Origin of the sequence: Klebsiella sp. CN_Kp066 (assembly GCF_040065135.1) — a bacterium.
Taxonomy (GTDB): Bacteria; Pseudomonadota; Gammaproteobacteria; order Enterobacterales; family Enterobacteriaceae; genus Klebsiella; species Klebsiella oxytoca.
In genome coordinates this window covers 1-13,982 of record NZ_JBEAIU010000033.1, presented here as the reverse complement: position 1 = coordinate 13,982, position 13,982 = coordinate 1, and the positions used below count along the sequence as shown (strand labels likewise).

The following is a 13,982-nucleotide window of genomic DNA, read 5'->3' as shown; positions in this document are numbered from 1 at the left end:
CCTCTATAAAAACAAGATAAAGACAATGGAGAGCAACCCCTATGACGCAATCATCATCGCGCGCCGGTACCTTCGGCGCTATTCTCCGCGTGACCAGCGGTAATTTTCTCGAGCAATTCGACTTTTTTCTGTTCGGTTTTTACGCCACCTACATCGCCAGAACGTTCTTTCCGGCGGAAAGTGAGTTTGCGGCGTTAATGCTCACCTTCGCCGTGTTTGGTTCGGGCTTCCTGATGCGCCCTATCGGGGCGATAGTGCTGGGGGCCTATATCGACAGAATCGGGCGGCGTAAAGGGCTGATGGTGACGCTGGCAATTATGGGCTGCGGGACACTGCTGATAGCACTGGTCCCCGGCTATCACGCCATCGGCGTTCTCGCCCCCATTCTGGTATTAGTCGGCCGTCTGCTGCAGGGATTCTCGGCGGGCGTAGAGCTCGGCGGCGTGTCGGTCTACCTGTCGGAAATCGCCACCCCGGGGAAAAAGGGGTTCTATACCAGCTGGCAATCCGCCAGCCAGCAGGTGGCTATCGTGGTCGCGGCGCTGATTGGCTACGCGCTGAACGAAACGCTTGGCCATGATGAGATCGCCGAATGGGGCTGGCGTATCCCCTTCTTTATTGGTTGTCTGATCATTCCGCTGATTTTTGTACTGCGGCGTTCGTTACAGGAAACCGAAGCTTTCCTGCAGCGTAAACATCGTCCTGATACCCGAGAAATCCTGAGCACGATTGTAAAAAACTGGCGCATCATCTCGGCGGGCACCTTACTGGTGGCGATGACCACGACCACTTTTTACTTTATTACCGTTTATACCCCAACCTACGGGAGAGCCGTGCTGCATCTGAGCGCTCGCGATAGCCTGCTGGTCACCATGCTGGTCGGCATCTCTAACTTTATCTGGTTACCGATTGGCGGGACAATTTCTGACAGAATAGGCCGTCGTCCGGTGCTGATGGGCATCACCCTGCTGGCGCTGCTTACCACCTGGCCGGTGATGCACTGGCTCACCGCCGCGCCGGATTTTACCCGTATGACGCTGGTTCTGCTCTGGTTCTCGTTTTTCTTCGGTATGTATAACGGCGCGATGGTCGCGGCGCTGACCGAAGTGATGCCGGTCTACGTCCGCACCGTGGGCTTTTCGTTAGCCTTTAGCCTCGCCACCGCTATCTTTGGCGGCCTGACGCCGGCTATTTCCACCGCGCTGGTCGAGATCACCGGGGATAAAAGCTCGCCGGGCTGGTGGCTGATGTGCGCTGCGCTATGCGGACTTGCCGCAACCGCCATGCTCTTTACTCGCCTGAGCCGCAGCTATCAGCCAGCAGAAATACCCCGCTAAAATAGCCGCGGGCGGAGTTTACGCTCCGCCCGCTTTGCCCCTTTCCGCCTGGATTAACGGGGCGTATTGTTGCTGCGGATCTCTTTCCAGAGCTGGTCGCAGCGCGCCTGCACGGCCTGATCGTTACCGGTTTTGCGCGCCTGGATACACTGTTGATAGTCCAGCACCCGCACGCTTTCCTGGGTGGCGAACTGCTGGTGCTGTTTCTCTTGCTTAAGCACGTTCAGTACGCTCTGACAGGCTTCAACCTTATCCGGGTTCCCCTCCGCGCTAGTAATGCAGGCGCTGTAGGCGTCTCTCAACTTTGAGTCTTCTTTCGGCGCTGGCGACTGCGTACAGGCAACCAGACCTGTTGCCATAATGGCGACAAGCAGTAACTTCTTCATAATCAACCTCGGGATATTGCGGCAGGCTCACGCCCGCCGCTCAGGCATCAGAAAATGGTGAACGGTGCGATAACCATGAACTTCACGTCGCGCTCATCCTGGAAGATGTTGCCGTAACCGCCGCTCCAGCTCGGGATATCAGAGTGGTTGTCGTATTGCGTAAAGTGGAGTTTGAACAGCGTGCCCTTCGCGCGCCCTTCCTGAACGGTATACATGGCGTCCAGGCTATAGGCGGACTCTTCCAGGCGTTTATCCGGGTTGTAGTAGGCATCAGGCGAGGACATTCTGCCCGGCTTCGCATCCCAGGCATAGACATAAGATGCGCCAAAGGCCCAGCCCGGCATGTTCCAGTTCTTCATGTCATACATCGCGCCGAAGAACACCGCTTTTTCACCGTTGGCGTTGAAGTCCGAGCGGTTATCCCACCAGATATCCAGACGACCGTTAGAAGAGGCGTAGGTTGGCGTCATACGCTGCAGGAAGTAGCCCTGCTGGCCGTCAGCTTTAACCCAGGTTCCTTCCAGACGCAGGTCCAGCACGTCGGCCACCTTATAGCCAAAGGTCAATGCCTGCAGCCACGCGGTGCCGTCATAAATATCGTTAGCCCCGCCGTTGCTGACTTTATCGCGGGTGCCGTAGAACTGATAGCTGGTGGTTAACGGCGTGCCTGCAACATCAAATTTATAGCTGGCTTTGGCAAAATACTGGTCGATGTAACCCTGGGCCTGACCAAATGCCGCTTCCAGCACCAGGTCGTTTTTAAAATCATATTTGGCGCCGAGAGAGTGAAGGTAATCCACCTTGGTTTTCTTATCGTTCTGGTAGAACTCATCCATCTCAATATGCCACGGCGCTTTATACTCGTTCGTCCACATATAGGAGAAACTCAGCGCGCCCGCGTCGCCATAGTCAAAATTAGCGCCGGCTTCCGCGCCCTGATAGGTGCCGGGCATAAAGCTCCAGTGCGGAGCCAGCAGCGTTTGGCCGGTTGGCTGAATATAGCCCGCGCGCGCCCACGCCGGACCAAATTTAAATTTTGCGGCAGCTTTATACAGGCTGATCCCGCTCTTATCGCCGGAATAGTCTTCGTCGTAGGTTTTATTGCGCGAGGAGAAAGCGATTTCGTTCGGGTGACCGCTCTCGCTGCTTTCGCCCATTTCGATGGCGGTAAAGGCAGCAACGTCAATGCCGAACATATCGGCGGCGTAGCCGGACTGGAAGTCGAGGTTGGCGTTCCAGGTAGAGTGCGACAGGTTAGTTTTATATTTGTCGCCGTCGGTGACATCTTTACGGTCGCGTTCACGTTGCCAGTAATAGATGCCGCCGGTTAACGTTGAATCATCAATGAACCCTTCTGCTTTTGCATCCGGCACCATTGCAAATCCTGACAGGGCTGTGACACCGGCAATAGCCAGCGCCAGCGTACTACGTTTGCCACTAAACGTACGCATATGCATATCCTCTTTGACGTTTTAAAAGTGCGGTTACCAGGGGCAACACGCAAAAAATAAAATAAAAATACTTTAAAAGTGGTGCGGTAAAAATTCGCATAACCACTGGGTATAGACTATTTTTCGTGACGCGAATTATCAATCTCTTTCGCCGACCAAAGATGAAGATTATGACAAAGCGCACATAATTTATGTCTTTTTGTTTCAGTCTTAGAAGTCACACATTTAGCGGGGGAAGTGCTTGCAAAAACTGACAAAATTAAGAGAAATGGAAGCGATTACATATTTCCAGGGGATAAAGAGAAAGGGTTAAAAATCGCGTTTATTACAATCTGTAAACAAGATTAATTCGCATCGCGAAAATATGAGATTTTAATTCTCTGATTCTGAATAAAAAAAACGCCGCTGTAAGCGGCGTTGTCCTTCGCGGCGGAGAATTACGCGCCGGCTTTTGCCCATGTATCGCGCAGACCGACGGTGCGGTTAAACACCAGATTGGTTGCGGTTGCATAGCGGCTATCCAGGCAGAAATACCCTTCGCGCTCGAACTGATACGCTTTTTCCGGCTGCGCCTGCGCCAGGCTTGGCTCGGCAAAACCCTGTTTGATAACCAGCGATTCCGGGTTCATCACCGTGAGGAAATCCTCCGCCGCGCCCGGGTTCGGTACGCTGAACAGGCGATCGTACAGACGGATTTCGACCGGCAGCGCGTGCGCCGCGCTCACCCAGTGAATCACGCCCTTCACCTTGCGGCCGTCGGCCGGATCTTTGCTCAGGGTGTCGGCATCATAGGTACAGAAAATCGTGGTGATATTGCCTTCCGCATCTTTCTCCACGCGCTCCGCTTTGATGACGTAAGCATTGCGCAGGCGAACTTCTTTGCCCAGCACCAGACGCTTGTACTGCTTGTTCGCTTCCTCGCGGAAGTCGGCGCGATCGATCCAGATTTCGCCGCTGAACGGCACCTCGCGGCTACCCATCTCCGGTTTATTGGGATGATTCGGCATAGTGACGATTTCGCTGCCGCCCTGCGGATAGTTTTCGATCACCAGCTTAACCGGGTCGATAACGGCCATGGCACGCGGAGCATTTTCGTTCAAATCTTCGCGGATGCAGGATTCCAGGGCAGCGATTTCGATAGTGTTGTCCTGCTTGGTCACGCCGATGCGTTTGCAGAACTCACGGATAGACTCTGCGGTATAGCCGCGACGGCGCAGGCCGGAAATGGTCGGCATACGCGGGTCATCCCAGCCTTCGACGTGTTTTTCCGTCACCAGCTGATTCAACTTACGCTTGGACATCACGGTGTATTCAAGGTTGAGGCGCGAGAATTCATACTGACGCGGATGCACGGGAATGCTGATGTTATCCAGCACCCAATCGTACAGGCGGCGGTTATCCTGAAACTCGAGAGTACACAGAGAGTGGGTAATTCCTTCCAGCGCATCGCTGATGCAGTGGGTAAAGTCGTACATCGGGTAGATGCACCACTTGCTTCCGGTCTGATGGTGATCGGCAAACTTAATACGGTACAGTACCGGATCGCGCATCACGATAAACGGCGAAGCCATATCGATTTTCGCGCGCAGGCAGGCTTTACCCTCGGCAAATCCACCGCTACGCATTTTTTCAAACAGCGCCAGGTTCTCTTCCACGCTGCGATCGCGATACGGGCTATTTTTACCCGGCTCTTTCAGGGTGCCGCGGTACTCACGGATCTCATCTGCTGACAGTTCATCAACGTAGGCCAGGCCTTTATTGATTAATTCAACCGCATACTGGTGCAGCTGATCGAAATAATCAGACGAGTAGCAAACATCCCCGGACCAGTGGAAACCTAACCACTGCACGTCGTTTTTAATCGACTCAACGTATTCGATATCTTCTTTCACCGGGTTGGTGTCATCGAAACGCAGGTTGCATTGGCCCTGGTAATCCTGGGCGATACCAAAGTTCAGGCAAATAGATTTTGCGTGGCCAATGTGCAGATAGCCGTTCGGTTCCGGTGGAAAACGGGTATGAACGGTGGTGTGCTTACCAGTAGCCAGATCTTCATCAATGATCTGACGAATAAAGTTAGTCGGGCGGGCTTCTGCCTCACTCATCGTGGGTTCCTCAAAGCGTAAACAACGTATAACGGCACATGATCTTACAAGCAGGGCGTAGAGACAACTATTAGTTACGCAAAATACGTATCAGAAGGAGATTATGGGGTTGTTTGCGGTAAAAAAAAGCGGCGCAGGTTCGCTGCGCCGCCGAGGCATAAACGCCACTCAGGAGTCTTATTTGCCTTTAATTTCGTACAACGGCGTCTGACCCGCTACAACCTTGCCGGTTGCCTGGATAACCAGCGCGCTGTAGTCGTCGCTGTTGCTGCATACGACCGGGCTAATCATCGAACGTGCGTTAGCGTTCAGGAACTCAAGATCCAGTTCCAGAATCGGCTGACCCGCTTTCACTTCCGCGCCCTCTTCCACCAGGCGTTTAAAGCCCTGGCCGTTAAGCGCAACGGTATCGATACCCATATGGACGACGATTTCCGCGCCGTTTTCCGTCTCCAGACAGAAAGCATGGTTAGTGTTGAAAATCTTCACTACGGTGCCCGCTGCCGGCGCAACAACAATCTTATCGGTCGGTTTCACCGCCACGCCGTCGCCGACGGCTTTGCTGGCGAAGGCTTCATCCGGCACCTGCTCCAGGGCCACAATGTCGCCAGTAATCGGCGAAACCAGCGCTTCGACGGTTTTCGCGTTAGCGACGGCCTGCGGTTTAGCGGCCGGAGCGGCTGCGGGCGCGCTGTTTGAAGTCGCTGCTGCTGCGGCAACCGGGCCGCGGGCAACCACTTTCTTCATTTCATCACCGACGGATTCGGCTTTCGCACCGACGATAACCTGGATGGTCTGCTTGTTCAGTTTAACCACACCGGAAGCACCGAGGCGCTTACAGGCCGCATCGTTTACCAGCGCGGAGTCCGCAACGGTCAGGCGCAGGCGGGTAATGCAGGCATCGATCGCTTTCAGGTTATCGGTACCGCCAACCGCCGCAATGTAGTTGGTCGCCAACTGGGTTAAGCCCTCTTCGGTATTGCTGTTGGCTTCTTCAGTGACCACATCATCCACTTTATCTTCACGACCCGGCGTTTTCAGATTGAACATGCGGATTACCGCGCTGAACAGCAGGAAGTAGATAACGAAGAAGACAACACCCATCACAATCAGCATCCAGACGTTCTTGCTGGCTGCCGGCAGGCTGTACATCAGAACATAGTCGATAGCGCCTGCAGAGAAAGAGAAGCCCGCATGGATACCCAGCGCCGTCGCAACGAACAGGCTGATGCCGGTCAGGATAGCGTGCAGGAGATACAGCAGCGGCGCCAGGAACATGAACAGGAATTCCAGCGGCTCAGTCACACCGGTCAGGAATGCGGTGATGGCAACCGACAGCAGCATACCGCCGACCATAGGACGACGCTCTTTAGGCGCCGCGAAGTACATCGCCAGCGCCGCGCCCGGCAGACCGAACATCATGATCGGGAAGAAGCCGGACATGAACATCCCCGCGGTGCCGTCACCGGCATAGAAGCGGTTGATATCACCGTGGAATACCGCGCCAGCAGCGTTAGTGAACTCACCAATCTGGAACCAGGCAATGGTGTTCAGCACCTGGTGCAGACCCGTCGGGATCAGCAGACGGTTGATGAAACCAAAAATACCGGAGCCGAGCGCGCCCGCGCCGACAATCCATTCACCACCAGCATGGATGGCGTTCTGCACCGGCGGCCAGACGTAGCCGAAGATGGCTGCCAGTACCAGACAGAAGAAGCCGGTTGCGATCGGCACAAAGCGTTTGCCGCCGAAGAAGCTCAGGAAGTCAGGCAGTTTGATGCCCGACCAGCGGTTATACACGGCGCCGCCGACCAGACCGGTAATGATACCTGCCAGGACGCCCATGTTGATGGCCGGGTTGATGGTGACCATCGCTTTAGTCAATACGAAGTAACCTACCGCCCCCGCCAGCGCTGCGGCACCGGCGCTGTCTTTCGACCAGCTGGATGCAACACCGATAGCGAAAATCAGCGCCAGGTTATCAAAGATTGCCCCGCCCGCCTGCGCGATAAACGAAATGTTAAGCAGATCGGGTTGCCCGAATCGCAGCAGCAGCGCCGCGACCGGCAGCACTGCGATAGGGAGCTGTAACGCCCTACCGAGTCGCTGGAAAAAACCTAAAATATTCATCTTATTCCCCCTATGAGACCCCGTTGAGGCTCATTAAAGCCACTTTATTATTGTGTAACCTGGTTAAATTTTTAACTTACCTGCAAAGTGTCTGAAAAATTAATTCGTCCCGCAAATTAAATGGCTATTTTTTGTGACAATAGTCACCAAATATCGTATTCACCTCCGCCTTTGACTGGCTAACAACGAAAACTTATTTTATCATTCAAAAAATCAACACGGATTGACCCCGGTCGGCGCAGTAACTGCAATACTCTTACTAGTATGCTGGCGCCAATCCGCCAGGTTCTAATTTAACTATTGAGGTGAACAATGAGACTGATCCCCCTGGTAACTGCTGAACAAGTCGGTAAATGGGCTGCCCGGCATATCGTTAACCGCATCAACGCGTTCAAACCGACTGCAGACCGTCCGTTTGTCCTCGGTCTGCCTACCGGCGGTACGCCTCTGACCGCTTACAAAGCGCTGGTTGAGATGCACAAAGCAGGCCAGGTTAGCTTTAAGCATGTTGTGACCTTCAACATGGATGAGTACGTTGGTCTGCCGAAAGATCACCCGGAAAGCTATCATAGCTTTATGCACCGCAACTTCTTTGATCACGTTGATATCCCGGCGGAAAATATTAATCTGCTGAATGGTAACGCGCCGGATATTGATGCAGAATGCCGTCGTTATGAAGAAAAAATTCGTTCTTACGGTAAAATCCACCTGTTTATGGGCGGCGTGGGTAACGATGGCCACATCGCTTTTAACGAACCAGCCTCTTCTCTGGCTTCACGCACGCGTATTAAAACCCTGACCCACGATACTCGCGTAGCGAACTCCCGCTTCTTCGACGGCGACGTTGATCAGGTGCCGAAGTACGCGCTGACCGTTGGCGTGGGCACCCTGCTGGATGCGGAAGAAGTGATGATTCTGGTACTGGGCCATCAGAAAGCGCTGGCGCTGCAGGCGGCGGTTGAAGGCAACGTTAACCATATGTGGACTATTACCTGTCTGCAGCTGCATCCGAAAGCCGTTGTGGTCTGCGATGAGCCGTCCACCATGGAACTAAAAGTTAAGACCCTGAAATATTTCAACGAATTAGAAGCTGAAAACATCAAAGGTCTGTAATGTAGTCTCGTCCCGCGGCTGCCCCCGCGGGACAATCATTTTTGATAACCGGGGGTCGTAATGTATGCATTAACCCAAGGCCGGATTTATACCGGTCATGAAATTCTGGATGACCATGCGATTGTTATCGCCAATGGCCTTATCGAACGTATCTGTCCTCAAACAGAGCTGCCAACCGGTATCGAACAGCGCTCGGTTGATGGTGCAATCCTTGCCCCCGGTTTTATCGACGTCCAGCTTAACGGCTGCGGCGGCGTGCAGTTTAACGACACGGCGGACGCGGTGACCGTTGAAACGCTGGAAATTATGCAGAAAGCCAATGAACGCTCCGGCTGCACCAGCTATTTGCCCACCCTGATTACCGCCAGCGATGATCTGATGAAGCAGGGCGTGCGCGTGATGCGTGAATACCTGCAAAAACATCCTCACCAGGCGCTGGGTCTGCATCTTGAAGGCCCGTGGCTGAATATTGTTAAAAAAGGCACCCACAATCCGGACTACGTACGTAAGCCGGATGCCGCGCTGGTCGATTTCCTGTGTCAAAACGCGGATGTCATCACCAAAATCACCCTGGCGCCGGAACGCGTGGAACCAGAAGTTATCCGTAAACTGGTCGCGGCAGGCATCATCGTTTCCGCCGGTCACTCCAACGCGACGCTCAAAGAGGCAAAAGTCGGCTTCCGCTCCGGCATCACTTTCGCTACCCATCTGTTTAACGCCATGCCGTATATCACCGGCCGCGAACCGGGTCTCGCCGGCGCGATTTTCGACGAGCCGGATGTCTACTGCGGTATTATCGTCGATGGTATGCACGTCGATTACGCTAACGTTCGCCTCGCTAAACGCCTGAAAGGCGATAAGCTGTGTCTCGTTACTGATGCAACGGCTCCGGCAGGCGCCAATATTGAGCAGTTCATTTTTGCTGGTAAAACAATATACTACCGGAACGGCCTGTGCGTAGATGAGAACGGTACCCTCAGCGGGTCTTCATTGACCATGATTGAAGGGGTGCGTAACCTCGTTGAGCATTGCGGCATCGCGCTGGACGAAGCGTTACGTATGGCAACGCTCTACCCTTCCCGTGCGATTGGCGTAGACAAACAGTTGGGCTGCATTGCCCCGGGGATGGTCGCTAACCTGACCGCATTTACCCGCGACTATAAAATCACCAAGACCATCGTTAATGGTAACGAGGTCGTCACTGAGTAAGTAAAGTATGACAGCAGGCGGACAGGCTCAAATTGGTAACGTCGATCTCGTAAAACAGCTGAACAGCGCGGCCGTTTATCGGCTCATCGATCAGCACGGCCCCATCTCGCGTATCCAGATTGCGGAACAAAGCCAGCTTGCCCCTGCCAGCGTAACGAAAATTACGCGTCAGCTTATTGAACGCGGGCTGATCAAAGAAGTCGATCAGCAGGCCTCCACCGGGGGCCGCCGCGCTATCTCCATCGTTGCTGAAACCCGTAGCTTCCACGCCATCGGCGTACGCCTGGGCCGCTATGACGCCACCCTGACGCTCTATGATTTGAGCAGCAAAACGCTTGAAGAAGAGCACTACCCGCTGCCGGAAAGAACCCAGGAAACCCTGGAACACGCGCTGCTAAATATCATTGCCGCCTTTATGGAGCGCTGCCAGCGTAAAATCCGCGAACTGATCGCCATCTCGGTGATCCTGCCGGGACTGGTCGATCCGGAAAGCGGCGTCATTCGCTACATGCCGCACATCCAGGTTGAAAACTGGGGTCTGGTCGAAGCGCTGGAAAAAAAGTTTAAGGTCACCTGTTTTGTCGGTCACGATATCCGTAGCCTCGCGCTGGCGGAGCACTACTTCGGTGCGAGCCACGACTGCGAAGACTCCATTCTGGTGCGCGTACACCGCGGAACCGGCGCGGGGATCATCTCCAACGGGCGGATTTTTATTGGCCGTAACGGTAACGTCGGCGAAATCGGCCATATTCAGGTCGACCCCCTAGGCGAGCGCTGCCACTGCGGTAACTTCGGTTGTCTGGAGACCGTCGCCGCCAACGCGGCAATTGAACATCGCGTTCGTCATCTGCTGGAACAGGGTTATCAGAGCAAAATCTCCCTCGATGACTGTACGATCAAAACAATCTGTAAAGCCGCGAATAAAGGCGATGCGCTGGCCTGCGAGGTGATCGAGCACGTTGGCCGTCATCTGGGTAAAACTATCGCCATCGCCATTAACCTGTTTAATCCGCAAAAAGTGGTGATTGCCGGTGAGATCGTCGAAGCGGAAAAAGTGCTGTTGCCGGCTATTGAAGGCTGCATTAACACCCAGGCGCTGAAGGCATTTCGTAAAAATCTGCCGGTGGTCCGTTCTACGCTCGATCATCGTTCTGCCATCGGCGCTTTTGCTCTGGTCAAGCGCGCGATGCTTAACGGGATCCTGCTCCAGCGTTTGCTGGAAAGCTAAAGCCGCTTTATAGTTTCGCCTTTCTTTAACGATGTCGGACAGTCCATGACCATTCAAAACGTAATTTGTGATATTGACGGCGTGCTGATGCACGACAATGTGGCCGTACCGGGCGCCGCCGAATTCATCAAGCGCATTCTCGAAAAAGAGATGCCGCTGGTGATGCTGACTAACTACCCTTCGCAGACCGGCCAGGACCTGGCGAACCGCTTTGCGACCGCCGGAATTGATGTCCCTGATACTGCCTTTTATACCTCTGCGATGGCCACGGCGGATTTTCTGCGCCGTCAGGAAGGTAAAAAAGCCTATGTGGTCGGCGAAGGCGCGCTGATTCACGAACTGTACAAAGCCGGCTTTACCATCACTGACGTCAATCCTGATTTCGTTATCGTCGGTGAGACCCGCTCCTTTAACTGGGAGATGATGCATAAAGCGGCGTTTTTTGTCGCCAACGGCGCGCGCTTTATCGCCACTAACCCGGATACGCACGGCCGCGGCTACTATCCGGCCTGCGGCGCGCTGTGCGCCGGCATCGAGAAAATCTCCGGGCGTAAGCCGTTCTATGTCGGTAAACCAAGCCCGTGGATCATCCGCTCCGCGCTGAATAAAATGCAGGCGCATTCGGAACAAACGGTTATCGTCGGCGATAATCTGCGCACGGATATTCTGGCGGGCTTCCAGGCCGGTCTGGAAACTATCCTGGTGCTTTCGGGCGTTGCCACGCTCGATGATATCGACAGCATGCCGTTCCGCCCCTCATGGATTTACCCTTCCGTTGCGGAAATTGATATTTTCTGAATAAAACCACGTCTCATGACGTGGTTTTTCTCTTTTAAAGCCCCAAAAAAGCCCTTCATCTAATAAAAAAGCCTCATTATTAAATATCATTCAATGAAAGCGCTTAAAACATGCTCTTTTTTCACTATCCAGCAATCGTCATTGCATTATTTCCTTTTCCAGCCGTAAAACCCTTGCGCCCTCCGCCCCTTTGCGGCATTTTCTTAAGCACGCACCAGGGCTTCGCAACGAGACGAAGCCTGCACAACATCAAATAAGACAGGGTAACGGAGAAGGCTATGTGTTCGATTTTTGGCGTACTGGATATTAAAACTGACGCAGGCGAGCTGCGTAAAAAGGCACTGGAACTCTCCCGCCTGATGCGCCACCGCGGTCCGGACTGGTCCGGCGTCTATGCCTGCGATAAAGCCATTCTGGCGCATGAACGCCTGTCAATCGTTGACGTGAACGCCGGCGCACAGCCGCTGTATAATGCCGCAAAAACGCACGCGCTCGCCGTCAACGGGGAAATCTACAACCACCAGGCGCTGCGCGCGGAATACGGCGATCGCTATGCCTTCCAGACCGGTTCCGACTGTGAAGTCATCCTCGCGCTGTATCAGGAAAAAGGTCCGGACTTCCTCGACGATCTGCAGGGAATGTTTGCTTTCGCGCTCTACGACAGTGAAAAAGACGCGTACCTGATTGGTCGCGACCACATCGGGATTATCCCGCTGTATATGGGCCACGACGAACACGGCAACTTCTACGTCGCTTCGGAAATGAAAGCGCTGGTACCGGTCTGCCGCACGATTAAAGAGTTCCCGGCAGGCAGCTACCTGTGGAGCAAAGATGGCGAAATTCGCCAGTACTATCAGCGCGACTGGTTCGACTATGACGCGGTGAAAGACAACGTCACGGACAAAAACGAACTGCGTCAGGCGCTGGAAGAGTCGGTGAAAAGCCACCTGATGTCCGATGTTCCGTACGGCGTACTGCTCTCCGGCGGCCTGGACTCATCGGTAATTTCCGCTATCACCAAGAAATTTGCCGCCCGCCGCGTCGAGGATCAGGAAAAATCCGAAGCCTGGTGGCCGCAGCTGCACTCTTTCGCCGTTGGGCTGGAAGGCGCCCCCGATCTGAAAGCCGCGCAGGAAGTGGCTAACCATCTGGGTACCGTGCATCACGAGATCCACTTTACGGTCCAGGAAGGGCTGGACGCGATTCGCGATGTTATCTATCACATTGAAACTTACGATGTCACCACCATCCGCGCTTCGACGCCGATGTATCTGATGTCGCGTAAAATCAAAGCGATGGGCATCAAAATGGTGCTCTCCGGCGAGGGTTCTGATGAAGTGTTCGGCGGCTATCTCTATTTCCATAAAGCGCCAAACGCCAAAGAGCTGCACGAAGAGACCGTACGCAAACTGCAGGCGCTGCACATGTTCGACTGCGCCCGTGCGAACAAGGCGATGTCCGCCTGGGGCGTTGAAGCCCGCGTGCCGTTCCTCGATAAGAAGTTCCTTGATGTGGCAATGCGTATCAACCCGCAGGATAAAATGTGCGGCAACGGTAAAATGGAAAAACATATTCTGCGCGAATGTTTTGAATCTTATCTGCCAGCAAGCGTCGCCTGGCGGCAGAAAGAGCAGTTCTCTGACGGCGTCGGTTACAGCTGGATCGACACCTTAAAAGAGGTGGCCGCTGAACAAATTTCCGATCAGCAGTTGGAAACGGCCAGCTTCCGCTTCCCGTACAACACGCCATCGTCGAAAGAAGCCTATCTGTATCGTGAGATCTTTGAAGAGCTCTTCCCGGTACCGAGCGCCGCAGAATGCGTGCCTGGCGGCCCGTCCGTCGCCTGCTCCTCCGCAAAAGCGATCGAGTGGGATGAATCTTTCAAAAAAATGAACGATCCGTCCGGACGCGCGGTGGGCGTACACCAGTCGGCCTACTAAGCCTCGTTTTTTGCCAAACGGACTCTTCGGAGTCCGTTTTTACTTTGAGCCTTATTTAAGCCGCTAAAAACGATAAATAACCAATAATTGCCGATTATTGCGCCACGCTGTTCGCAACCTAACCAAACAGTTACTTTCAGCCCATTTTCAATGAAAAAGAGGTTGACGCTTCAAAGCTCAATACGCATAATGCGCCCCGCAACGCCGATAAGGTAACGCGAAAAAAAAGATGGCTACGTAGCTCAGCTGGTTAGAGCACATCACTCATAATGATGGGGTCACAGG

Annotated in this window: 10 protein-coding genes; 6 read left to right on the top strand and 4 right to left on the bottom strand. The window is 53.9% G+C overall.

The annotated features are described in order from the left end of the window. The first annotated feature begins 41 nt into the window (after positions 1 to 41). On the top strand, positions 42 to 1,337 hold the full coding sequence (locus ABLV75_RS11455) for an MFS transporter (protein WP_004100228.1): 1,296 nt from the start codon (positions 42 to 44) through the stop codon (positions 1,335 to 1,337). 53 nt (positions 1,338 to 1,390) lie between these two features. Here ABLV75_RS11455 and chiQ read toward each other — a convergent pair whose 3' ends face one another. From chiQ to nagE, 4 genes are all read right to left on the bottom strand, one after another. Continuing rightward, complete coding sequence (gene chiQ, locus ABLV75_RS11450) at positions 1,391 to 1,723, bottom strand: ChiQ/YbfN family lipoprotein (RefSeq protein WP_004100227.1); 333 nt, start codon at positions 1,721 to 1,723, stop codon at positions 1,391 to 1,393. A 47-nt stretch (positions 1,724 to 1,770) separates the two neighbouring features. After that, entirely contained in the window at positions 1,771 to 3,174 is a 1,404-nt protein-coding gene (chiP, locus tag ABLV75_RS11445; protein ID WP_004100225.1) for a chitoporin, read from the bottom strand. A 437-nt stretch (positions 3,175 to 3,611) separates the two neighbouring features. Continuing rightward, positions 3,612 to 5,279: a glutamine--tRNA ligase gene (glnS, locus tag ABLV75_RS11440; RefSeq protein ID WP_004100223.1), complete on the bottom strand. Its 1,668-nt coding sequence runs from the start codon at positions 5,277 to 5,279 to the stop codon at positions 3,612 to 3,614. Positions 5,280 to 5,456: 177 nt separating this feature from the next. Then, the gene (gene nagE / locus ABLV75_RS11435) at positions 5,457 to 7,409 is read right to left on the bottom strand and encodes a PTS N-acetyl glucosamine transporter subunit IIABC (RefSeq protein ID WP_004100222.1); all 1,953 of its coding nucleotides are present in this window, start codon (positions 7,407 to 7,409) and stop codon (positions 5,457 to 5,459) included. A gap of 312 nt (positions 7,410 to 7,721) precedes the next feature. On the opposite strand from nagE, the gene nagB reads away from it, so the two are divergent. From nagB to asnB, 5 genes are all read left to right on the top strand, one after another. After that, positions 7,722 to 8,522, top strand: a complete 801-nt coding sequence (nagB, locus tag ABLV75_RS11430) for a glucosamine-6-phosphate deaminase (protein ID WP_004100220.1) — start codon at positions 7,722 to 7,724, stop codon at positions 8,520 to 8,522. Between the two features lie 60 nt (positions 8,523 to 8,582). After that, positions 8,583 to 9,731 carry an N-acetylglucosamine-6-phosphate deacetylase gene (gene nagA, locus ABLV75_RS11425; protein WP_004100218.1) on the top strand — a complete coding sequence of 383 codons (1,149 nt, stop codon included), beginning with the start codon at positions 8,583 to 8,585 and terminating at the stop codon, positions 9,729 to 9,731. Between the two features lie 7 nt (positions 9,732 to 9,738). Then, on the top strand, positions 9,739 to 10,959 hold the full coding sequence (locus ABLV75_RS11420) for an N-acetylglucosamine repressor (protein ID WP_004100216.1): 1,221 nt from the start codon (positions 9,739 to 9,741) through the stop codon (positions 10,957 to 10,959). 45 nt (positions 10,960 to 11,004) lie between these two features. Then, the gene (locus ABLV75_RS11415) at positions 11,005 to 11,757 is read left to right on the top strand and encodes an HAD-IIA family hydrolase (RefSeq protein WP_004100215.1); all 753 of its coding nucleotides are present in this window, start codon (positions 11,005 to 11,007) and stop codon (positions 11,755 to 11,757) included. Positions 11,758 to 12,035: 278 nt separating this feature from the next. Next, a complete protein-coding gene (gene asnB / locus ABLV75_RS11410; protein WP_004100213.1) occupies positions 12,036 to 13,697 on the top strand; it encodes an asparagine synthase B in 1,662 nt (553 codons plus the stop codon). The last annotated feature ends 285 nt before the right edge of the window (positions 13,698 to 13,982 follow it).

Bases quoted from the DNA above. Each gene is read 5' to 3' on its own strand.
- ABLV75_RS11415 (WP_004100215.1), top strand. From the start codon at position 11,005: ATGACCATTCAAAACGTAATTTGTGATATTGACGGCGTGCTGATGCAC.
- chiQ (WP_004100227.1), bottom strand. From the start codon at position 1,723: ATGAAGAAGTTACTGCTTGTCGCCATTATGGCAACAGGTCTGGTTGCC.
- nagA (WP_004100218.1), top strand. From the start codon at position 8,583: ATGTATGCATTAACCCAAGGCCGGATTTATACCGGTCATGAAATTCTG.
- ABLV75_RS11420 (WP_004100216.1), top strand. From the start codon at position 9,739: ATGACAGCAGGCGGACAGGCTCAAATTGGTAACGTCGATCTCGTAAAA.
- nagE (WP_004100222.1), bottom strand. From the start codon at position 7,409: ATGAATATTTTAGGTTTTTTCCAGCGACTCGGTAGGGCGTTACAGCTC.
- nagB (WP_004100220.1), top strand. From the start codon at position 7,722: ATGAGACTGATCCCCCTGGTAACTGCTGAACAAGTCGGTAAATGGGCT.
- chiP (WP_004100225.1), bottom strand. From the start codon at position 3,174: ATGCGTACGTTTAGTGGCAAACGTAGTACGCTGGCGCTGGCTATTGCC.
- glnS (WP_004100223.1), bottom strand. From the start codon at position 5,279: ATGAGTGAGGCAGAAGCCCGCCCGACTAACTTTATTCGTCAGATCATT.
- asnB (WP_004100213.1), top strand. From the start codon at position 12,036: ATGTGTTCGATTTTTGGCGTACTGGATATTAAAACTGACGCAGGCGAG.
- ABLV75_RS11455 (WP_004100228.1), top strand. From the start codon at position 42: ATGACGCAATCATCATCGCGCGCCGGTACCTTCGGCGCTATTCTCCGC.